The organism is Bacillus cereus (genome assembly GCF_007678085.1).
In the GTDB taxonomy this organism is placed as follows: Bacteria; Bacillota; Bacilli; order Bacillales; family Bacillaceae_G; genus Bacillus_A; species Bacillus_A cereus_BE.
Genome location: NZ_VEDW01000004.1, coordinates 136,972 through 160,280 on the forward strand (window position 1 = coordinate 136,972; position 23,309 = coordinate 160,280).

Here is a 23,309-nt window from a genome sequence, read left to right on the forward strand (position 1 = left end):
GGCGCCCTTTTTTACTATTTTACTTCTACCGTATAACTCCCTGTTCCACCGCCATACTGATACACATGTAAGTAATATTTCCCTGGGTATGTGTAGTAACTTCCTACTAATTTATTCCCCTCTTGCTGGGCATACGTAACATAATTATTTAAATCCGCTTCAGAATAAAGAACCCAGTTTACTCCGATATTATTTTCTTTCGTTACATTAATTTGTAGGTTTTTCGCCGTTTCTATATTTATTTCAAAGAAGTCACTCGTATCACCATTTCCTAAACTTGCGCGTAAAACTTGATTTAATTGTAGTTTATTCGCTGTTTGGAATGAATTATTTGGCTCTTTTTCTACGCTGTTATCTTCTTTCTTTTGAACCGTTACATTCGTTGTAACAGTATTCGTTAATCCTTTATCATCTGTTACTGTTAATTTCGCTGTATATGTTCCTTCTTTTGTATACACGTGATTCGGATTTTGTTCATTACTTACAGTACCGTCACCAAACTCCCATTTATAAGCAACAATTTTCCCATCTTCATCTTTTGATCCATCGCTTTTAAACAAAATTGCTTCATTTACATTTCCGCTATATGGACCGTTTATAACCGCAACTGGCGCTTTATTCACAGCACCTTCTTCTGTATTAATACCATGGAATACAACATCATATTCAAATTGTCCTGATGCATTCACACGGTAATTCACAAAGTAAGCTGTTACTGTTTTATATCCTGTCCATTCTTTCGCACTTAAACGTTTTAACGTATCATTCACGTTTTGTGTAATTGTTTTCCAGTCTTCATATTCCCCTTTTGCAGTCGAACCTGTATACGTTCCTTGCAGTGTAAATGTATTAAAGAACTGTGATTTATTTTTCTTAACTGATACATTACTTAATTTTGCTTCTGCTGTAATTTCTGCCGCAATATCTGAAACTGGTTTCGGTGCGTGAGTTGCTAAATAATCATTTGATACTAATGGAACATTATATTTCTCACGGTTATCGACTAACATTTGCATATAATCTTGATACTCTTTATTTAAATTCGCATCTTTACTTAATGCAGAGCGGTATGCATCATATGCTGTTACATCATTTTTTCTAATAAGATCATGAATTTTGTCAAACATATCATATCTCTTAGTGTACATGTACGATTGTAAAGCGAAGGAATAATTATAGAAATCCCACGTTCCATACTTTGCATTTAACGTTCTCTCTGCTGTATAACGTTCTGCTGGATTTAAAGATATTCCTCCTATAATGCTTTTTCTCGGTACAACATTATCTGTTCTCGTTGCACCTGCAAAAAACTCTGCATTCCCTTCTTCAAACCAAGATAATCTCTCATTCTCATACATCTTACCTTGTCCCCACAGTCCTGGCACTTCATATCTGCCTTGTAAGTAATGCGTGAACTCGTGTCGGAATAATTCTTCTAAACTATAAATGCTTTCTTCTGGCGTACGCTCATAAGTAAAGAACGTACCTGTTCCTTCTATATAAAGACCACCGTTATTCGTTTCATATCCGTACAATTGACGGTTAAATTGATATTCAGCTGGACTATTGTAAATAACCATCGTTAATACATCATCAGGATTTCCTTTTTCTAAAGGCTGATCACTTTCAACCGTACGATGGAATTGTGCCTTCACTTCTTTTGCCGCCCAATATAGACGTTTTACTTTTTCTTCTGTCACTTTATCTCCAGCTTTTAAAACAATTGCCCCATCATCAAACGTATACGTTTTCGGCAAATACTTTTTCTTTCCATCTTCTCGTATTTGATCTAAATCAACAACGTTTCCATTTGCATCTTTCCCGCCATAGTTCGTCGCAATTTGCTCAGCAGCTACGAAATATTGCTCTCCTAAATACGGATACATTTTCATTGCGTCCGTTACAACTTGCAATCCTTTCGTTCCTGTACTATGGAATGTACCAAGTCTACCTGTATAATAAATACCATTATTAATTAACCATCCATTCTTCGCTGTCACCGTTCCAATTAATGCAAAACGACTTAATTCATTAATATAGCTATCAATTTTTTGGTACCATACTGTATCTTTCAGTGCTTTTCTCGTATCGTACAAATACGATTGAATGTCGTAATCAATACCTTGCATAATATCGTAAATCGCATTTCCAGCTGATAGATTGTCTACCCATGTAGAAAAATTATCGTTATATTGTTTAAAAATCTTTGCAGCTGATGTTATCGTTTCCACATCACTCGAAGCATTTCCTATTAATTTTCCGTATGATGATACAACTCTATTTTGTTCTAACGTACCGAGTTTGAAATTCGGGTTATTCGCAATCGTTTTTAATGCAGGTAAGCATTTATCATGATAGCTCCGCTCATTTAGTTTACTTAATTCTGCATTATAAAATCCTAAATAAAATCCTGATCGTAATACCTCTACTAAAGTCTCAATCCCTTTGGAATCATCCTTCGTATAGGCTTGTCCTTGCTGCTTCAATTTATCAATAATTGCCTGCATTCTACTATCATTTTGATAGAATGCAAGACTATCCTTATTAAACTGAAATAGCCCCGTAACTTGCTCCCATTCAATTGTTACGAGTAAATCTACTAACTGCTGATTGCTCAATTGATTTAATTCAGCAATTGTGTAAGTTTTCGCTGCAGCTAATTGCTTACTTTCTTTTTTTACTTCAGGCGGTCTTTGCGACAAATCAGCAAACTGTAACCTTTTCTCAAAAGACTTATTTTCAAGCACTTTTGATGAATGAGCTAATTCTTGCACTGGTAATTGCACACCAACTGGCTCCATTTTTAGAACGTTCCGATAAGAAACTTGCTCTCCCTTTGTACTTTCCGCCAATGTGCTGCCTTGGAAACTCCCTAACATTAAACTAGCAAAACTTACCCCTACTAACACTTTTTTTGAATAGCCTTTCATGCTCTCCCCTACCTTACATTTTTTAGTGTCCCTCACCATTATTTTACTATTTTTACTTTTTATACTGTATTGAGAAAAAATAAGGTATCGTTCACATATGTATTCATGCCCTGCAAAATTAACACTTGACTTTATGTGCATTTTATATCAAAAAAAAGATAGATAATAGCGAATTTCCTGCTACATCTATCCTTGTTTTCAGCGCTATGATTTTAACTTTATAAACGTAATTTCTGGTAATGTTTGCATATGCTGAATCAACTCATTCTTTTCTTCTGATGATATATTTTTCAGCTGCATCCCTACCTTATAAACAGTTTCTGCTCCTTGCTGTAAAGCTTCCACTTCATATGAAAGTATCGGAATGCCTTTCACTTGTAGCGTTTCTACAATTTGTTGTACCGCTTCATGTTTATTTATACACATTTGCACCGTTATATTTTGTGGAAATAAAAATTGCACCTTAAAAATACGACTCACAATCTCTAAACCAATTAAAACGAGAATCGTCGCTCCAATCCCTACTACATACATGCCAGCTCCAATTGCTAATCCAATTCCTGCTGTAGCCCATAAACCAGCCGCTGTCGTTAATCCTTTCACCGCCTGCTTTTGAATAATAATTGTCCCTGCGCCTAAAAACCCTACTCCACTAACAACTTGCGCTGCAGTACGGCTCGGATCAAGAGCCATATGCTCTTCATTCATAATATCTGAAAAAGCATATTTCGAAACGACCATTATTAAAGCACTCCCTACCGCTACTAGGAAATGTGTTTTTAATCCCGCCTCTTTTGATCGAATTTCCCTTTCAATACCGATTATTGCTCCTAACAAACCCGCAACACCGATTCGTATAATTAAATCAAAATTTACACTCACGAGCCCTTCCCCCTTTCGTTCATTATAGATAGATGAAACAAAAATTATCACACACATCTGTTTATCGATATAAAAGCATTTCATTAAAATATACTTAATATCCTAAGTTATTTATGTTAATATTTTTAATATTAACATAAATCAAATTCAACCTACTTTTTATACGAAAAATCATAAACTGTACTTTCCATTTAATAACGAGATATAGATTGCATAAAATGAGGTTGAGAAAATTTAGAAAACGCTTTCATTTCGTATCGTATTTTTTAAAAAATACTACATAAACAAAGGAGATTACCAACAATGAACGTCTCTTTACTAACACCTACTACCGATTTACAAGAAGAATACTTAGATTTTTATAACGAGTGGAAAGATAGCGGTGAAACGATGATTCCGTGGGTTATTTCAAAGGATCCCTCTAATTTCACGGCAATGATTCAAGAGCTTCACGATGCGCATAACGGAATAAACCTTCCCGAATCCTGGGTACCAGACTCTACGTATTGGCTCGTTACAGATAATAATAGAATTGTAGGAGCTGTTAATATACGTCATAGTTTAACCGAACATTTATTTAACGCTGGCGGTCATATCGGTTATGGCATTCGCCCTTCCGAAAGAAGAAAAGGTTATGCTACGAAGTTATTAGAATTATCACTAGAAATAACGAAGGAATTAAACATCGAGAAAGCACTTGTCGTTTGTGACGAAGTGAATACAGCTTCTGAAAAAACAATTTTACATAACGGTGGACTTCGTGATGATGATTTCACTGAAGAAGATGGAAATGTAGTAAGAAGGTTTTGGATTGAGCTATGAAAAAGTCATCTAATGAAAATAATCTTATTATAGAGAAATATAGTAGAAATAACGAGCTAAAAGTAAAACAACTTATTGATTTATATAATGAAGACTCTTATCTATTTAACTTATTACGAGATAATAAAACAAAATATGAGTATGTTGCCTACTATAAAAAAGATGTAGTAGGCATCTTTTTTACCTGGAACAGTAGCTTCCATCCATACTGCACATACTTTCGAATATATACGAACCCTTTCTATTCAGAGCTACACATTGAACAGTTTTTATTAAACGAGATTCAAAAGCTAGAAAACTTTAAACTCCCATTACAAACCTCTATATGGGAAACATCAGCTCATTTAAAAGCCTTTTATGAAGAACATAACTTTACGGAAATCCGAAGAACATATATGCCGATATTAGATGTACAAAAAATCATATCTATCGGGACAACGCTTCATTCAGATTATGATGTACAAAGCTTATCAAACATTTTATCCAATAATAGCTTCCTTGAAAAACTAGCTCACTTAGTAAAAACGAATTATGAAGATACTCACTTAGCAAATCCTGTTGCCTCATTCCCTCTCGGAGTTTGGAAAGAAAAAATCTTAGCTGATGATATATTACTAGATCGGAGTTTTGTAATGATAGATGAAAAGAATGAAGTTATTGCGTACTCTTTCCTCCATACATCAGAAAAGGATAATACAGTAGAAATAGGATGGTGTGGAACTCACACTACAGAAAATGTATCCTTACTAAAACTACTCGTTTTCAAACAAGCTATGTATACAAGTAAACACGGTTATTCTTTCATTCAAGGTAAATTCGATTCAACGAGTATATATGCAATGGAAATAATAAAATCTTTTCCTTTTAACCCTTGCGTTACTTGGATTACGTATCAAAAAGAAGCCGGAAAGTGATTATACACCTTCCGACTTCTTTTATGCTGTTTCTATTTCAAACTGCACTGTAATACCGCTTGGGTCTACTACAGTAAATCCATTTAAAATTTCACTTATTTCATGTTGTTTTTCTATTAGTCTTTCTTTTACTTCCTCTAATGCTTCTTTGTGCGGTAATACAATTGTATATACTTTAAGTCCAGTTGCATGTGCTGGTGGATGTGGATTATGTACTCCGTTCCACGTATTTGCACCTATATGGTGATGATATCCTCCTGCAGAAATGAATAAGCAGTCATCTTCGCGTTGCTGCACTTCAAACCCTACTGTCTCTACATAAAACTCTTGTGACTTCTTTACATCAGCTATTCGTAAATGTACGTGCCCAACGACAGTATTAGCAGGTAATCCATCAACCTCATAATCAACGAGCGTTGCCAGTTCTTTTAAATCAAGCGGCGTACTTCCTCCTGGCCCTTCTCCCCATTGCTCACGCGGACGGTCTGCATAAATTTCAATACCATTTCCCTCTAAATCTTGTAAATAAAACGCTTCGCTATACGTATGATCACTTGCACTATTAAACCTTGAAATGGGTAAAATTTCATTTGAATATGTATAACGTCCTTCTTGCTCAGCCGGACTATCAATTACATCCTTATTACGGATCACACCAAATAATGCCGAAGCAAACGCCTCACGAGTCGGAACTAAAAAGGCAATATGATACATACCAGTCGTACGCGGCTCTTGCAGCACCCCATCCTCTAGCTTTTCAAGAACAAGTAACGTGTTCTTGCCACCTTTTCCTGATAAATATGCTTTATTCGCCTCTTGTTTAATTACTTCTAAGCCTACTACATTCTCATAAAAAGCAATTTGGCGCTCTAAATCTATCACTTTAAATTCAACATGACCAATACGTGTTTTCGGATGAATTTGTACCATGAATAACTCCATCTCCTTATCCCAATATTTTCCTATTTCATATAACCGTTACTATGAAGGATACAACTAAAATCACCCTATGTAAATATGAAAAGTCAGAATTTATACACATTTTTATTTTCGTAATAAAAAAGCCACCTCTTCTAATTTTTAGAAAAGGCGACCTTATAACTCTTATCTCATTTTATGTACTTCAGCAACTAACTTTCCGCCCTGAATGCCCATATAAAGTTTCACAGGTGCATCATTCGTGTTTTCAAACACTAAGTCTAAGTATGGATATGCAATTGTAGCATCTCTTCCTTGTGGAACGTATCCTACCGTTTTAGAATGCGTTGTTCTCTCTACCATTTTCAAACCCGCTTGATCTGCTGCATTGTATAAAGTTGATGATGTTTGACAAACACCACCGCCGTATCCATCTACTAATTTACCATCTACAATTTCTTTTCCTAATTGGTATCCTTTATCTGGCGTTGTATCACCTATTAATGCATTGAAAGAGAAACTGTCCCCTTTTGCTAATACAACTCCATTTATGCTCGCTGCTGACAAACGAATATTCTCAATACGTCCACCTGCTGAGCCACCTAAATTCGTTTCATATCTACCAATTACCGTGCCACTTCCTTGCGCATCACTTAATGTAGCCGTAGGTTTTTTCTCAACAATAGGTAACTGATATGAAGAATCCCACATACCTACGTTTAATAATTTATTTACTAACTCTTTTTCCATTAATTCAAAAGAAGGCTTTCCTTCTTGCCAACTTCCGTCAGGACCTAAACGTGAAGGGACCATCTTTTTGTCAACATTTTTTCCAACTTCCCTAGCAACCTTCTCAACCGATTTTTTAAACTTCGCTTCATCTTCAAAATAACCTAGACTCGATAAATCTAGCTTTTTCACTTCCGTACCTGTACGACCATCTACTAAACTAATAGAATCCTGTACTTCTGCTTTAGCCTCTACCGTGTGGCCACCAATATCACTTACTAATGCAACATCACTGACTTTTGTACCACAGCCACTCACTACAGCTACACATAACACCCCAACTAATATACCCTTTACTTTACGGAACAATAGACTCTCCCCTTTTTCCCAATATTACTTTTATGTATTATTTCATTTTTATGTATGTTTTGTTACAATCATTTTACAATATATTTATAAAATGTTACAAGTTATTTTTTACTCTATATAAATTACTCTTTTCTTTTCCAAATGTCTATACATATTTACATAAAAGTTTGAGTTTGATAGAATTGTAACCTTTACGTAACCTCTCCCCATTATCCAGTATATACCATAAAACGAACAGAATACAAATGTAAAAACTCCATATTCTTATTTATAAAGAAACATCCTGTGAACATAAATAGGTATTTGCCGTGCCACACTCCGCTTTTACACATACATTATGGTGAATTAACCTATTTTAAAGAAATGGAGGATGTTTTTATGTACCCCTACAATCCATACGATCCATATAACCAAAATGTTTATCAACCTCAATATGATTTACAAGCACAATACCAACAATATATAGATCCAACAAATCAAGTTAATCCATATGATCAAACTCGACAATTCCAACTTCCAATCTCTTTTCCTGGTGCTGGAAACCGTCAACTAGAAAGACGAGTAAATGAGCTTGAGCAAAGAGTACGTCAATTAGAAAACACGGTTGAGCGTCATACACGTAGATTAAACCGCTTAAACCAACGTTTACGTACAATAGAAAATAGACTAAACATTCCATTTTCAGCATTAGAAGACGGATTTTAATTTCGAAGATAAAGTGACACTTTAATTAGTGGGGGTTTTGTCCACCCTCCACTAATTATTAGTTGAACCAATCGGGTTTTTATGTGCAGTTATCTCCCACCTAACTTCCTCGCATTCGCCGAAATTTGAGGTGGGAGCATTACTGCCCGTTAATGCGGGATAAAAAATATATAAAGGAAGGGGCCCCCCTTCCTTATATAAATTGACGAAAGTTTTTTCCATCTCTATACTGATAAGAGTTAATGAAATGAAACAAGGTGATAAATATGGATTTCGAAATAAATTATCTTTCCTTTTATGTTGTACAAGTAGAAGGAAAAGGTGAAGCTGTTGATAAACGCTACAAACATTTTCAAACATTAGACGCTGAAGAGTATGAAGATAGCTCCCTAAAAGAATTTTTGAATGGTGAATTATTAAAAATTTCAAAGCGGAAAGTAGAACGTCATGCGAAAACAGAACAAGCCCCGACAAAGATCGGTCGCTTCATTGTAGAAGAAGGGCACGAATTTGATTCAAACCCTCATTACAACCTATTTAATCGCATTCGCTTCGCAGAAACTAAGGAAAACTTCAAAGATATGAGCGAACCACTCGTTTATACATATCTTGACACAAGTGCTGTACGCGGTGGTGTATTTTTAATTGCACAAGCAAAACTGCGCAAATACTTTGATGATCCATTCGTTTTCGTTATGAAATGTGACTTCGAACCGAAAGTTGCTTCTATTTCAGATGAATCCACACTGATTCGTAACGTGGAAATGGCCATCACAACAAAAAACATGAAATCTATCCAATATCCGTACATGCCTGAAGAAGGTATGGTCGAAGTGGGCGAACTAAAAATTCACCAAGCATCACATGCCCGTTATTTTGAAGACTTCTTAAAATTTGTCGAGTACGAACGCTCTATGCCTGAAATTATGAAAACACAAGTAATGGACATGGTATATGACCAAATTGAAGATGTATTTGAAGAAGGTACGGAAGAACGTGAACAATTCGACCAAGCGATGGAAGTATGGGCTGCCAGTCCGAAACGCGAAATTATGGAACAATTTTCAACCGAAGAAGTAATGGAAGCTACTGCTCAAATCGTCGAGCACGCTCCTGAAGTGGAATTAAAGCTAAAAGCGGATCACATCTCTGTAAAGGCCCTGCTTGCTGATTTCGGGGATCAAATACATATCGCAAAGATAAATGACCGATACGTACTAATGATCGAAGCTGATACACTTACGTTTGAGAAAGGCTTCTCTCCTATCGAATTCCTGAAGCCGGATGAATTGCAAGATGTGATTGAGCGGATTGAGAATAAGCAGCAGTATTCTTATGATCCGAACGGGATTGAATAATTCCTTCCATATAACTACTTTTACTGAGCGCTGTTAACGAGCGCTCTTTTATTTGGGACATAGTTGAAAGTTATATAAAAAACCGATTCTACTAAGAATCGGTTTTTCTGATTTATAACAAAATATGCTTATTTTTGATCCAAGAGGACATTTGTTACAGAATCAAGTAGATTACTTCCTTATTGCACAAGCCTATTTCCATTAGAAGGACTTACTTCAATATTTCTAGTTGAACAAGTCCGTCTATAAATTTTTTATGTTTTCTTTTTAGTCACTATGTATGTTGTTCAAGTGAAAATTTCACTTCACTACCTCAAATTTATTATACTCGTAAAAAGATAATAGAAAACGATATTCTGGATGCTCTCTCACCCAATCGTAGGCTTCCTCTAAAATATCCATTTTATTTTGCGCGTCATTGAGTTCACTACATTCGTCCTTTTTCTGTTTACACAAAGGGCAGAATCCATTCACTATTTCGGCACTCGTCGCTCTAATAGTTTTACTCTCTAAGTCAACTACTAGACGAATAAGAAGAGAATGTTCCGCTTTTGTAGTCACCGTCATTTCAGCAAGTCCATCCTCACTCCAAAAGACTCCGTTTAATTCCATCTGTACGTTGACGTCTTTAATATCCAAGTCTATCACTACCACACCTCCCTTGTATAAAAGTCTTATCTTATTCTTCGATTTTAATCTTTAATACACCACGATTTAAAGATATATTAAGCTTTTTCCAATTCTTCTTCTTTGCTATGAAAGGCAGTGTAATTACCGCTAATAGCGTGTAAATATTATCCCAAAAACTAAAACTGTTACAATGTTAAAGATTGCTTCCATTTAACTCTACCCTCTTTCATTTCTATGGGCGCTAATTTTATGAATGTATTTTAAAATTCTTACCATACCATAATTTTCAAAGCAATTTTAATGGCCTAATCACAACAATCAATTCCTATTTAATATGAATACTTTATTCATCCATCCATACAATCACGTTAATTTTATGTAGTTAGACATAGAGGAGAATGTCATTTAACCTCTACATTCTCCTCCATCTCAGCCAAATACCTAATCTGTCTTTCTGCTTTTCTCACCGCCGTAGGAAAATGCTTTTTCAGAAGTTCTACTGTAGCTTCACTAATATAATATCTTTCCGTTATACTTTCCCACGTGTCACTACTTTCAAATGTACTCCAAACGAAAGGACGCTCTGTATTTTTTCTCATTTCTTTAAATACCCATTTTCGCATCTTTTTTTTCGCTTTTTCTGTTATTTTTCCGTTCTCTACAAGTTCAAGCTCACCGTGTCTTTTGTACCGTTTATGAATATCTCTCTCGCTATATACTTTAAGAAGTATCTTGGCTGTATTCTCAGCATCTGCTAAAGCTCGGTGCTGCTTCCCTTCCCATGTTAAACCGAGCTGTTCTACTGCAAATTGCAAACTGGGTGTATGCTCAAATAGTTCTTCATACGCTTGGAAAACAAATTTCTGTAAATCAAATTTTCTCTCTTTTTCCATACATGGGCATTCTACACCGTGTAACGTACAATCATGAGATAGAAAACGATAATCTTCTCTTCCCCATGAAACAAATAGAGAGTCTTCTCCGATAAACTGAATAAATTTCTCTATAATTTGCGGAAATTTCTCCACACCAATTAAATCTTTCTTTGTAATTCCCGTTAATTTTGTCGTATGACGAGTGAGTCGTGCACTCGGCTTTACTAACTCCGAAAACTCTCCAATTACCTTCATTGTACTTGCTTCTATTTTTACAGCCCCAATATCAACTATCTCTGACGGATCTTCTGATTTATACGGCCTGAAATTTCTCTCTATATCAAACACAATAAAATGTGTAGCGTTTTCCAATTTATTTACCTCTTTCTACATTCCTTTTCACATACATACTTTATTTTCAGTATTTATTTATTCATACACTTTATGCATGTAATACTTCGTCTAAAAACGAAAATTCAATCTCATTATGCTATGTACATAGGAGGCTATTCAACAAAAATGCAAAAAAAAAAGAAGGGCAAGCCCTTCTTTTTTCCGTAATTACTTCTTGTTAACGTTAGTAGCTTGAGGTCCACGGTTACCTTGTTCTACTTCGAAAGTAACTTCTTGACCTTCTTCTAAAGTTTTGAAGCCTTCGCCTTGGATAGCTGAGAAATGTACGAATACGTCTTCTCCGCCTTCAACTTCGATGAATCCGAAACCTTTTTCTGAGTTAAACCATTTTACTTTACCGTTTTGCATGTAAAAAATCCTCCTACAATGTACCTATATGTACATATTCATTTTCAACCACTTTACAAAAATAAGTCAGACATTAAAAAAACTGCAACTCTGAGGAGATTTAACATTGCTATCCTCCTCGGAAGTTACAGCTCATTTAAATCTCTATATTATTAAAAGTAAAATGGTTTAGATATAATATATCATATCACTATAATAAAAGCAAAGTTTTTTTTGCTACACAACTTTTTTCTTCCACTGCATCGCTTTTGATTCACCTGATCCAGCTACAACATAGCCTTCTTTTTCGTTCACGATGCGCCAGCCATGCCCTTTAACTGAGTCACATACTGTAACAATTCCTTCTTCTAGAAGTACACGACAAACAGTACTAATCCCCGCCTTATTTTGCGTTGATGTTGTATACAGTACGTGTTGATCTACACTTAAATCTAAATAGCTACTTGCTTTCTGCTCACTTTGACATGTGTGCCAATATGTTTTTTCACTCTCAATACTTTCATCTATTTTACAAAAAGAAATATTCCCGCTAATCCCCTTGCACGATCCACTGGCTGCTACTAAATAAGAGTTGTGTAAAGTCAACGCTGAAATCATCTGATTCATCACAATTTTAATTCTCTTTAATTTACGTGTCTCCAAATTAAAGATCCAAACACCACCATATTTAGCATGTATTTTCGTACCGATAAATACGTAATGTTTATATAAAAATAACGATCGAATAGATGGTGCTCCGCCACCATACTCAAGAAATGGATGAATGGTTTCCCATGTCGAACCAAAATTATTAGAATGATACAACGTTTTATCTCCATGAGCAATGACAGTTCCTTCTACATTACTACACACATTCCAACTTGTTGCTTTTGTTGGAAAACGCTGAACCGTCCAGTTCTCTCCACCATTCATACTACGAATAAAAATTCCTTCGTCACCTACACCATACACTACATGATCTTCGCTATGTAAATCCCTAATTCGTTTTTGAAAACCATTTAAAATTTGTTTCCATTCTCCGTCTTGTTCAATAAATAAGCCATTATATGTAGTAGCTAACATAAGCTTTCCATCTCTTAACTTTGTAATAGCGGTCGCACTTAACATTGTCTCCACGTTGACACTCCCATTCTTAGAACTTCTCAGCAAATGCAATTGCAAAATTACTGCATTTTTCAACATCCTCTTCATCTTCTGGAGCTAATTCAATTTTCAATCCTTCTTGTACAAGCTCTGCACCGCGTTCTACAAGTTTCTCTTCAAATATCGTTACCGCTTCACAAAACAGTTCATATGCCGTATCTCCTGATCCAAATACCGCTACTTTTTTCCCTGATAAATCTATATTATCTAAGTCATCATGGAAATCTTCCGCTTCAAATGGTAGTTCACCATCGCCCCACGTATAAGATCCTAAAATGATTCCATCATAAGCTAACAATTCTTCCGCATCCATGCCTTCCATCTCTTGCAATACTACTTCATGATCAAAAGCATCTAAACTAACTTTAATTAAATCAGCAATACTCTCTGTATTTCCTGACATACTTGCATAAGCTATTAAAATTTTCGCCACTTCGGCATCCCCCTCTTACAATGAATGATTCTCATTCTCATTATATTAATAATGAGAATCAATTTCAATTATATTTTTCATTATTTCTGTTTACCACAAAAAAAAAGCACAGATGACTATACATTCATCTGTGCTTTTTTATTACTTTTTAAAAATACCAAACGGTTTTCCAACTGGTAAAACAACTTTTCCGAAATGTGTATTTAACACTGCTGCTGCTGAACCATAGAAAGATAATAATGAAATAAGAAGTTCAGAATATGCTGCTAAATTATGCATTGCATGCGGCATAACACCTAAAGTACTTAATGAAAGACCGATAAATAAGAAATCAATAAGGACGAAAATCATAAATAATACTTTATGTGTTTCCATTGCACCAATTGTCATAAATATTGTGAAAATCAAATATCCTATAAAGGCTACCCCAAGCTGTTTTGAATCTGCAGCTTGTGCTAATTTTTCGCCAAATACTCCTAGTTGAATTAACCAAGTCATTCCAACACCTAACCAAAATAGGCCGTATGCACCGAATGCTGTTGTACCGAACGTATTGTTATGCTTTGCATCGTGAATGCACGCAAAGATTTGTGCAAATCCTCCTAAAAATATTGCCCATGGTAATACAAGTGAAACGCCATCTGTTAAGCCTAACTTTTGAGATGATGCTACAAGTGTTACCATCGCTAATCCAAATAGACCAATTCCAGATGGATCCGCTGTTGTCATTTTCACATGATGTGTAGTTGTTTGATTGCTCATATAAACCTCCTGATTATAAACATACTCGAATACAATACTTAAATCAGAAGGCTATGTCAATGGTTTTTTTTGTATGTTGTCAGACCTCACTTTTTATAATGATTGAATATACTTCCGACCACTTCATACGGTTTTATATTCACTTTTTCCAACTTGTGTATCGGCAACCATAAAGGAATATAACTCCCTCTATCTTTCAGTTCGAATTCTTCAGCTTTACCACTTCCAAAAACTCCACCTATAATGCGGATACTCCGTACCCTTATACTCCACCGTTGCAATTAAATGCTCCAATTCTATATGTACCCCTAATTCTTCATAAATCTCTCGCTTCGTTGCTTCTTCAGGTGTTTCTCCTTCTTCAATCCCTCCCCCCGGAAAAACATAATATGTTTCCCCTTCCTGCACAATGATAGCCGCGCCTCGATTTCTTATCATTTTATTACCTCAATACCAATCGCAACTGTTCCCCACTTTTTTTCTTGTTCTTTCGTATATATTTTGTATGTACTTTCTAGCATTTCCTCTAAACTATCATCTTCACAGTCCAATAATTTTTTATCAATTTGTTCGTACATTGCTTTAAAGCTTTCATATCGTTTTATTTCCATTACTTTTACAATCATCGTTTCCTCTGTCGTAAGGTTCGTAAATACAATATGATCGTCTTGTTTTATAAGTTGACGTTTTGCATCGTATAAACGTACTTCATATACTTTTTTTCCTGATTGAATTGACTGAAAAGGTTTATTATATAATCCCATTTCGTATATCATTCATTCCACTCCTTTTTTATTCGTTGCGCCTACTCCTATTTTTGTGCATTACCAATTCATCCAACACAGTTCGACTCATTCCAAGTTGCATATAATGTTCCATATCCATTACTTGCTTTAGAGAGGATGCTAAATTCGTTATGTTATATTTAAATCAAAAACCTGAATATAATAAATATGATATTGGTGATTATACTTATAGTAAAGTAGGGCCAACCATTTTTTCTTGGAACGATGAAACCAAATTAAAAATAGGTAAGTTTTGTTCATTAGGAGAAGAAGTCGTTTTCATACTTGGTGGTGAACATCGCGCGGACTGGATAACGACTTATCCATTTAACGCTCTCTTCAATGAAGGAGCACATATTACTGGTCACCCTTCTTCAAAAGGGGATATTGTAGTCGGCAATGATGTATGGATCGGTTATCAATCCTGCATTTTATCTGGTGTTACAATTGGTAATGGGGCCATCATTGGTGCAAAGAGTGTTGTTACAAAAGACGTACCGCCATATGCAATTGTAGCTGGTAATCCTGCAAAATTTGTTCGATATCGTTTCTCGCAAGAAACAATTGACAAACTAGAGAATCTCGCATGGTGGGACTGGGATATTTCTGTTATAAAAGGAGCCATTCCATTTCTACTCTCCAACAAAATTAATGAGTTTTTTACCTCGTCCGAAAATGAATCTATATGATTAAAACAAAAAGAGCATCCTATTCTTTCAAGATGCTCTTTTTGTTTTTATTTTTTATATCCGTGCAAATGATTACACAGAGAACATGGAAATGGAATTTTATCTAAGCAATTAAAGTTCGTTTCACAAATTTGTTCGATCGTTGGGACGAATGGTATGACCACAATATTACTTTCTATTATTTGCGTAACAGGTGGTAACACCGTACCTACTTGATGTTCGAAGCGAATACTCGCTTGATTTATATAATTTCCTGAACCACTTGGCGCGCTCTGAACTACTACTTGGAACGAGACTGTTCGTGCTTCACCTGGATTTAAACTTCCTATAAGAAATCCTGATACCGGATTTACATTTGACACTAGCGTATTATCAATCGTTACACTTCCAAGGACAAATCGTACACTACTATCTAACATATCTTGAAAACGAATATTTTGCATCACTGTATCACCCGTATTTGTAATAACTGTCGTAAACGTAATAACATCACCTATCGTTGCTGTTTGATGATCTGCCGTTTTTACGACTGTCGTTGAAACATTTTGAGGAATAAACGGGATAACAACTGAATTACTATCGCCTTCAACTACTACAGGCGGTTCATTTGGATTCACAGTTGCAAACCCATTCGCTGTAGCAGTATTTGTCACTAAGTTATTTATTTGTCCTCCTGTTATGACAACTTTGAAATTAATAATTGCCGCATCATTTGGCTGAAAATCACCTAACGGAATGCCAGTATTCGGATTGGCAAATGGAAAAGGTACATCATTTACCGTTACTGTGCCATTTATAAATAACGTATTTGGATCAATGATATCTGTCAAAACAATATTCGTCACAGGAACTGTACTATCATTTATAACAGCAATTCCGTAAGTGACAACATCTCCTACCATCGCTACTTCAAAATCCGCCCCTTTTGCAACAAATAAGATTGCAGTATTTACCGTCACTATAACTGTATTGCTCGTATCCATCACTGTAACTGGCGGCTCTCCTGGCACTAAAATATATTCTGCTAACGCCCCTGCAACGTTCACTACTGTACCACCATCTGGAAAACTTGTAATCGTAGCTTCATATGTTACAAGTGCGGTCTCACCAACTGGAATATCTGGTATCGTAAATCCAACCTGCGGATTTAACCCTAGCTGCGGAACTCCATTTATCGTTACACTATTTGGGACGAAATCGGCTTCCTGAGATAGCACATCGATAAATTGAACATTCATTGCATCAGCAGTACCAGTATTTAATATACGAACAGTATACGTTACCGTTTCTCCTACTCCAACAATTGAATTGTCTACTTCTTTCAGCATATCTAAACTGCCTCTATTTACTGGTGTGACTGTCGTATTACTTGAATTCGTAATTGTAAACGGAGGTTCTCCCGGAATCAATTCGAAATCACCAGTTACTCTCGCTGTATTCATAATGCTATTAGAAGGCGGAATTGCGATTACATTTACTTCAAATGTAATTAATATACTATCCCCTACTGCAAGATCCGGTAATGAAAAGCCTACAAATGGATCTAAACCTACTTGCGGAATTCCATTTATTTGTACACTTCCAGGAACGAATTCTAAACTAGGTGACGGAACATCGATAAACTGAACATTCGTCGCTATTACCGTTCCCGTATTTGTAACTTGCACACTATACGTTAACGTATCACCTAAACGTGTCGCTTCTTTATTTACAGATTTTATAACGCTGAACCTTCCTCTATTTATCCTTGTTATCGTCGTATTACTCGGCTCTGTTACTACAACCGGTGGCTCTCCTGGTACTAATACAAAGCTTCCTGTTATATTTGCAACGTTCGTAATTGTTCCTGATGTCGGAATGTTTATAACTGTCGCTTGAAATGTCACGATAACTGTTTCACCAACGAGTATATCTCCAACTCCAAATCCAGTAATCGGATTTAAGTTTGGTTGCAGGGCTCCATTTATCGTTACACTATTCGGTATAAATGACGCTCCTGCTGAAATGGTATCAATAAACTGAACATCATTTGCTGTTACTGTTCCTGTATTCGTTATTTGAACCGTATACGTTAATACATCTCCAACGAGAGTAGCAACCCTATTTACTTGTTTAATTACATTAAATTGTCCTCTATTTACAGTTGTAAGTGTTGTATTGCTCGGTTGGTTTACTATAACGGGTGGTTCTCCTGGTACTAATACAAAGCTTCCTATTACATTTGCCGTATTGGCAATTGTTCCGTTTGACGGAACACTAACAACAGTTACTTGGAATGTGACTTCTACACTCCCCCCTGGATTTATATCTGGAAGCGGGAATCCATTATTCGGATTGAATCCAGGTTGTAACACACCATCTATCGTTACACTGTTCGGCACGAATGCTATAGAGGAAGGTAATACATCACTATATTGAACATTCATTGCTGTCACTGTTCCTGTATTTTGAACTACTGTTGTATATGTGATTGTATCACCTAACGCAACAACCGGCTGACTTACTGATTTTAAAACATTCAAACCAGGCTCATTGATTTCTGTTAATGTCGTATTACTTGTCGTTGTTTCTGTAATAGGCGGCTCTGTTTCACTTACAGCAAATGTAGCTGTAACGTCTACAAAGTTAACAACTGTTCCACCTTCCGGTATGCTCGTTACCACCTCTTGATATGTGACACGTACAAAGTTATCTACAGGGATATTTGGAACTGTAAAACCAATGAAAGGATCTAATCCTGGTGCAGGTACCCCGTCGATGCTAACACTTCCCGGTACAAATGCTACACCTGCAGAAGTAGTATCGATAAATTCAACATCAGTCGCTGCCACTGTCCCAAAATTAAAGATCAGTACATTATACGTTAAAATTTCTCCTACAGTCGCTACTTCTTTATCTACTAGTTTTAACGGGAAAATAAACGCTATATTAATCGTCGTAACGACTAAATTCGTTAATATCGTTTCCGTAATCGGTGGTTCCTGCGGATTTGGCTGTGAAGTAAATGTAACGTCTGCATCATTTAATATGACTTCATTATCTGGAATTTCTGTAATCATCACTCGGAACGTTACCTCAATACTTCCACCATCGATTAATAATGGAGTAACTGTAAATCCGATTTCTGGATTTAAACCGAGTTGCTGTACCCCACCTATCGTTACACTATCTTCTTCAAATGTTGTTCCTTCTGGAATGACATCTTGGAAGAACACATCTGTAACAGGTATAATTCCTACGTTTGAAATTAGCACAGTATACGTTAATACATCCCCAACAGCTCCAGCAGCAACGTCAACTGTTTTTGTTGCTGTTACTTCACCAGGAGGAGGTAACGGTATTGTAACTACCGTTGTATTACTTGAGTTCGATGTCGTTACAGGTGGTTGTAAAGGATTTAATAAAAAAGTGGCTGTAGCAGATGCTGTATTTAATACTGCTCCACGTGTAGACGGTGCAACTACCATAACTTGGAACGTTACTGTCAATGATGTTCCAGCTGCAATATTCGGAAGTGTGAAACCAACATTTGGGTCAAATCCAGGTTGTGGCGCTCCATTTATCGTTACACTATTTGCGACAAATGTTGTTTCTGCAGCAATTGGATCAAGGAAAGAAACATTCGTTGCTGTTACTGTGCCGTTATTTCGAATGATAACAGAATACGTGTAAGTTTCTCCAAGTGCTGCTTGTTGTACAGATGAAGATTTTTGTATACTTAGCTGCGCTGTGTTTACTTGCGTCACTACAAAATTACTATTTGTTACAGTCGTTATTGGAGGGTTTGCTGGATTTATAAGAAAACTTGCAGTAACGTTCGATTGGTTTCTAACATTTCCACCGCTCGGAACACTCGTCACTGTAACTTGAAACGTAATCGTAGCCGTTTGCCCGACCGGAATATTTGGTACTGAGAAACCTGCCATAGGATCCGCGCCTTGCTGTACGACTCCGTTTATCGTCACACTATTTGCTACAAACGCAGTACCAGACGGAATTGGATCTTGAAAAATAATATTCGTTGCAGGAACAGTTCCTGTATTTTGAATAAGAATCGTATACGTTAACGTATCTCCTACTCCTGCTTGCGATGTATTTACACTCTTCATTACATTAAGTGATCCTACATTCACTCGCGTCACAATAATATTACTAATCGTTACAATTGTAATTGGCGGCTGGAGAGGGCTTACTTGGAAATCCGCAGTTACATTTGCATTATTCGGAAGAACTCTATTTGGTGGTACACTCGTGATTGTCACTTGAAAAGCAACTGTTACCATCCCTCCTACTGGAATATTAGCAAGCTGAAATCCAATTGTTGGGTTTAAACCTGGTTGAGGCGTTCCATTTATTGTTACACTATTTGCTACAAACGTTGTTCCAACTGGAATTGGATCAAGAAATGATACATTTGTCGCTGCTACCGTTCCACTATTTTGTATACGAACTGTATATGTTAACGTATCTCCTACACCTGCTTCAGTAGCGCTTACACTCTTCCTTACATTTAACCCTGAAGAATTCACCACTGTCATAACAGTATTACTTGGCACCGTTACAGTAATTGGTGGTTCTGTTGGATTTACAAGAAAATCTCCAGTTACATTCGCATTATTTACAACGTTATTTCCTTGTGGAATTTCATCAATTAGTACTTCAAACGTAACAATTACACTCGCGCCAGTAGGCAAATTATTTAATGGGAATCCGAGTTCTGGATCTGCTCCTTCTTGTAAAACTCCATTAACAACTACACTGTTTTCAATAAATAATGTCCCTTGTGGAATTGAATCTTGGAAAAATACATTTGTAGCTGGTACACTACCTGCATTTATAATTTCGATTGTATATACTAAAACATCCCCTACTGTTGCAACATCCGTATTCACTGCTTTCACAACTTCAAAGTTCCCTGATTGTATAGTTGTATTCACAATGTTACTCGGAACATTGATTGTTACGGGTGGTTCACTCGGATTCACTTGAAAACTTGCTGTTACATTTGCTTGATTTAATATGTCTTCATTTTCTGGATTCTGTACAATTAATACGTCAAATGTGACTACAACTGTTTGAGCCGCAGGAATATTAGGAAGAGAAAATCCTGTATTCGGATTTAATCCACTTTGTGGTACTCCATTAATTTTTACAGAATTTGCAACAAATGAGACAGCGGGAGAAATAGTGTCTTGGAAAAACACATTTGTTAACGGAACGTTTCCTGTATTTTGGACAGCAATCGTATATGTTAAAGTGTCCCCTACTGCCGCTTGTGTCGTATTCACTTCTTTTATTACATTTAAACCACCTGTATTAACTTGTGTCACAACTGTATTCGTTTGTCTATTAATCGTCACTGGTGGTTGATTCGGAATAACGACGAAATCAGCAGATACATTTCCACGATTCGCAATCGTGCCTCCTGATGGCGTAGATGTCACTCGAACTTGAAAACGCACTGTCCTACTTCCGCCAGGAGAAATATTTGCTACCGCAAACCCAGTCGAAGGATTTGCTCCAGGTTGTGAAATCCCATCTACAGTCACACTATTTGCGATAAAAGTCGTTCCAATTGGAATCGGATCTTGAAAAATAACATTTGTCGCAAGTATATTTCCGATATTCTCAATTGTAATAGTGTAGGTAAGAATATCGTTAACCGTCGCAAAAGCTTTATCCACTGTTTTTCTCGTTCTTATATCAGCTATATTAATAGTAGTAACTACAGTATTACTTGTCGCTTGCCCTGAAACTGGTTGTTGGCCAGGTACTGGAGTAAAGTTAAAGGTTGCACTCGCACGGTTCGGAATTGGATTGACAAGTGGATTAGATGTTACTCGAACTTGAAAACGCACTACAGTCGTTTGCGAAGCATTAATACTTCCTAGATTAATACTGCTTGCTGGATTTGCTCCTGGACGTGCTACTCCATTCACTGTAACACTATTTGGAACAAATGTTGTTCCACCAGGGATACTATCGACAAAAATAACATTATTTGCAGTGACATTCCCATTATTCGTCACATTAACCGTGTATGTTAATACATCATTAAGTGTCGCTGTCTGTAAATCTACAGATTTTTGCATACTTATAGTTGCTTGATTTACTGTCGTTTGTACTGTATTTGAAGAAGACGTACTTGTAATAGGAGGACTACCAACGAAAGGACGGAATTGATATGACACCATTGCACGATTTGAAATAGGATTTGGATTCGGGAATGATGTTATTCGAACTTGAAATGTAACAATTCTTTGCGTGTTATTTGGGATTGTACCTAAATTAATTCCATTCGCAGGGTTAGCATTCGGCTGTGTTACTCCTCCTACCGTTACACTACCTGCAACAAACGTCGTTCCGTTCGGAATACTATCACGTAATACAACGTTTTCTGCACTTCCTGTTCCTGTATTTGGGACCGTAATCGTATAAGTGAGAGTATCCCCTACTCCTGCGACTGTTCTATTAACCGATTTAACAGGATTAATAATTGGACCGGTTGCATCAATTTGAACACCAAAACCAGCTGCAGCGTATCCATCTCCATTTGTAACGAAGCGAACAGTTGCTGACGTTTGATTATTTACTAATGATGCAGAGGCATTTACATTCGTAATATCCCACCCTTGTCTTCTGACGGCTAAAGCTGCCCCTAACGGCTGATTCAAATTCCCAAATGTCCCGGTTGTATCTAGCTCTCCAATGTCATTACAAATTTGTGATTGAAAGAAATTATTAGCAGGGTTTCTCGGGCCTGATAATGCCACTGTAGCATTTGCATTCGGTCCAAAGCGAAGTTGGTCTCCAACAATGTTAGAATCACCTTCTTGAGCAGTTACGAGCACTCGTCCTGTAACTGCTCCTGTCCCCGGAGTAGCAAATCCTGAAATAGTAGCATCAACTGGTGGTGATGAAGCATCGATAATTTCTTGACCTGCATAAACTGACAAATTCCGAAGTGGCAAACTTGCATTTTGATAAACAACCTCAAGTGTCCAACCAGCCGAACGACTAATAGTTGGATCTGATGAAGTTCTTGCAGCTGGCACAGCACCCGTTGTATATCTGCCTGCCCCACCTGCACTAACAAGATTCGTTACATTGGCAGAGCGAGCATAGTAAAATTGGTTTCCTACTGAACCTTGTTGCGCGGTAGCAGGATCTGGCGTAACAGAAAACGTCCCTGCTGGCGTTGTAAATGTAATGTTATCATTTACAAATGGTAAAACATCTTCCGTATCAGTCCGGAAAGTACCAGCCCAAACTAATTCTGCATATAACACACTGCTTCCCGCTGGAAGATTTAAAATTGCACTTGAAGAATTCAATTGCCACTCATCTGTTGTCCCTGCTGGGAATCCTGGTACTTGCAACGCTGTATTTACTGTCGTAAACACAGCAAGTGTACCAAAAATATTACCTGGTGCAGGTGAGGTAGGGCTAAGTCCCAGCGTATTCCCAGTGAACGTGACGGCACCAGGTACTGTTGTCGTAAAACGATTTATAAAAGGCACACAATCATCTCATTTCAATTATAGTAAAAAGTGCTCTATACTATAAAATGTAGACAAACTATGCAATGTACTTTGTCCAACAA

General features: G+C 36.6%; 17 protein-coding genes and 1 pseudogene. 5 read left to right on the forward strand and 13 right to left on the reverse strand.

The window, feature by feature from the left end; genetic code table 11:
• Window positions 1-14: 14 nt before the first annotated feature.
• Together colA and FS742_RS17965 are read right to left on the reverse strand one after the other, a co-directional pair.
• A complete protein-coding gene (gene colA / locus FS742_RS17960; RefSeq protein WP_144614123.1) occupies window positions 15-2,930 on the reverse strand; it encodes a collagenase ColA in 2,916 nt (971 codons plus the stop codon).
• A gap of 204 nt (window positions 2,931-3,134) precedes the next feature.
• Window positions 3,135-3,812 (reverse strand): MgtC/SapB family protein, encoded by a 678-nt coding sequence (locus FS742_RS17965; RefSeq protein WP_144614125.1) that lies wholly within the window; start codon window positions 3,810-3,812, stop codon window positions 3,135-3,137.
• Window positions 3,813-4,115: 303 nt separating this feature from the next.
• Between FS742_RS17965 and FS742_RS17970 the strand changes: the two genes are divergently transcribed.
• Together FS742_RS17970 and FS742_RS17975 are read left to right on the forward strand one after the other, a co-directional pair.
• Window positions 4,116-4,634, forward strand: coding sequence for a GNAT family N-acetyltransferase (locus FS742_RS17970; protein WP_144614127.1), 519 nt, complete (start codon window positions 4,116-4,118; stop codon window positions 4,632-4,634).
• Window positions 4,631-5,548, forward strand: coding sequence for a GNAT family acetyltransferase (locus tag FS742_RS17975; RefSeq protein ID WP_144614129.1), 918 nt, complete (start codon window positions 4,631-4,633; stop codon window positions 5,546-5,548). Before FS742_RS17970 ends, FS742_RS17975 begins: the two co-directional genes overlap by 4 nt.
• Window positions 5,549-5,569: 21 nt before the next feature.
• Here FS742_RS17975 and FS742_RS17980 read toward each other — a convergent pair whose 3' ends face one another.
• Together FS742_RS17980 and FS742_RS17985 are read right to left on the reverse strand one after the other, a co-directional pair.
• A complete protein-coding gene (locus FS742_RS17980) occupies window positions 5,570-6,478 on the reverse strand; it encodes a VOC family protein (RefSeq protein WP_144614131.1) in 909 nt (302 codons plus the stop codon).
• 174 nt (window positions 6,479-6,652) lie between these two features.
• Window positions 6,653-7,564, reverse strand: a complete 912-nt coding sequence (locus FS742_RS17985; RefSeq protein ID WP_144614133.1) for a VanW family protein — start codon at window positions 7,562-7,564, stop codon at window positions 6,653-6,655.
• A 363-nt stretch (window positions 7,565-7,927) separates the two neighbouring features.
• Here FS742_RS17985 and FS742_RS17990 point away from each other — a divergent pair, with 363 nt between their 5' ends.
• Window positions 7,928-8,269 carry a hypothetical protein gene (locus tag FS742_RS17990; protein WP_144614693.1) on the forward strand — a complete coding sequence of 114 codons (342 nt, stop codon included), beginning with the start codon at window positions 7,928-7,930 and terminating at the stop codon, window positions 8,267-8,269.
• Window positions 8,270-8,535: 266 nt separating this feature from the next.
• Entirely contained in the window at window positions 8,536-9,627 is a 1,092-nt protein-coding gene (locus FS742_RS17995) for a DUF3900 domain-containing protein (RefSeq protein WP_144614135.1), read from the forward strand.
• 300 nt (window positions 9,628-9,927) lie between these two features.
• On the opposite strand, the gene FS742_RS18000 is transcribed toward FS742_RS17995, so the two are convergent.
• The 8 genes and pseudogenes from FS742_RS18000 to FS742_RS18035 form a co-directional block, all read right to left on the reverse strand.
• Window positions 9,928-10,275: a hypothetical protein gene (locus tag FS742_RS18000; RefSeq protein ID WP_144614137.1), complete on the reverse strand. Its 348-nt coding sequence runs from the start codon at window positions 10,273-10,275 to the stop codon at window positions 9,928-9,930.
• Between the two features lie 383 nt (window positions 10,276-10,658).
• On the reverse strand, window positions 10,659-11,504 hold the full coding sequence (locus FS742_RS18005; protein ID WP_144614139.1) for an exonuclease: 846 nt from the start codon (window positions 11,502-11,504) through the stop codon (window positions 10,659-10,661).
• A 189-nt stretch (window positions 11,505-11,693) separates the two neighbouring features.
• Window positions 11,694-11,894, reverse strand: a complete 201-nt coding sequence (gene cspB, locus FS742_RS18010; RefSeq protein ID WP_001179150.1) for a cold shock-like protein CspB — start codon at window positions 11,892-11,894, stop codon at window positions 11,694-11,696.
• 216 nt (window positions 11,895-12,110) lie between these two features.
• Entirely contained in the window at window positions 12,111-13,010 is a 900-nt protein-coding gene (locus FS742_RS18015) for a WD40/YVTN/BNR-like repeat-containing protein (protein WP_144614141.1), read from the reverse strand.
• Between the two features lie 16 nt (window positions 13,011-13,026).
• Complete coding sequence (locus tag FS742_RS18020) at window positions 13,027-13,470, reverse strand: flavodoxin (protein WP_144614143.1); 444 nt, start codon at window positions 13,468-13,470, stop codon at window positions 13,027-13,029.
• 141 nt (window positions 13,471-13,611) lie between these two features.
• The gene (locus tag FS742_RS18025; RefSeq protein ID WP_000070938.1) at window positions 13,612-14,232 is read right to left on the reverse strand and encodes an acetate uptake transporter; all 621 of its coding nucleotides are present in this window, start codon (window positions 14,230-14,232) and stop codon (window positions 13,612-13,614) included.
• 86 nt (window positions 14,233-14,318) lie between these two features.
• Window positions 14,319-14,670 (reverse strand): annotated as a pseudogene (locus FS742_RS18030) (NUDIX hydrolase).
• On the reverse strand, window positions 14,667-15,008 hold the full coding sequence (locus tag FS742_RS18035) for an ASCH domain-containing protein (RefSeq protein WP_144614145.1): 342 nt from the start codon (window positions 15,006-15,008) through the stop codon (window positions 14,667-14,669). Before FS742_RS18035 ends, FS742_RS18030 begins: the two are co-directional and overlap by 4 nt.
• A gap of 140 nt (window positions 15,009-15,148) precedes the next feature.
• On the opposite strand from FS742_RS18035, the gene FS742_RS18040 reads away from it, so the two are divergent.
• Entirely contained in the window at window positions 15,149-15,706 is a 558-nt protein-coding gene (locus FS742_RS18040; RefSeq protein ID WP_144614147.1) for a CatB-related O-acetyltransferase, read from the forward strand.
• Between the two features lie 47 nt (window positions 15,707-15,753).
• Here FS742_RS18040 and FS742_RS18045 read toward each other — a convergent pair whose 3' ends face one another.
• The gene (locus FS742_RS18045; RefSeq protein WP_144614149.1) at window positions 15,754-23,226 is read right to left on the reverse strand and encodes a DUF7507 domain-containing protein; all 7,473 of its coding nucleotides are present in this window, start codon (window positions 23,224-23,226) and stop codon (window positions 15,754-15,756) included.
• Between the last annotated feature and the right edge of the window lie 83 nt (window positions 23,227-23,309).

Bases quoted from the DNA above. Each gene is read 5' to 3' on its own strand.
- colA (WP_144614123.1), bottom strand. From the start codon at position 2,930: ATGAAAGGCTATTCAAAAAAAGTGTTAGTAGGGGTAAGTTTTGCTAGT.
- FS742_RS17970 (WP_144614127.1), top strand. From the start codon at position 4,116: ATGAACGTCTCTTTACTAACACCTACTACCGATTTACAAGAAGAATAC.
- FS742_RS17975 (WP_144614129.1), top strand. From the start codon at position 4,631: ATGAAAAAGTCATCTAATGAAAATAATCTTATTATAGAGAAATATAGT.
- FS742_RS17980 (WP_144614131.1), bottom strand. From the start codon at position 6,478: ATGGTACAAATTCATCCGAAAACACGTATTGGTCATGTTGAATTTAAA.
- FS742_RS17990 (WP_144614693.1), top strand. From the start codon at position 7,928: ATGGAGGATGTTTTTATGTACCCCTACAATCCATACGATCCATATAAC.
- FS742_RS17995 (WP_144614135.1), top strand. From the start codon at position 8,536: ATGGATTTCGAAATAAATTATCTTTCCTTTTATGTTGTACAAGTAGAA.
- cspB (WP_001179150.1), bottom strand. From the start codon at position 11,894: ATGCAAAACGGTAAAGTAAAATGGTTTAACTCAGAAAAAGGTTTCGGA.
- FS742_RS18025 (WP_000070938.1), bottom strand. From the start codon at position 14,232: ATGAGCAATCAAACAACTACACATCATGTGAAAATGACAACAGCGGAT.
- FS742_RS18035 (WP_144614145.1), bottom strand. From the start codon at position 15,008: ATGATATACGAAATGGGATTATATAATAAACCTTTTCAGTCAATTCAA.
- FS742_RS18040 (WP_144614147.1), top strand. From the start codon at position 15,149: ATGTTATATTTAAATCAAAAACCTGAATATAATAAATATGATATTGGT.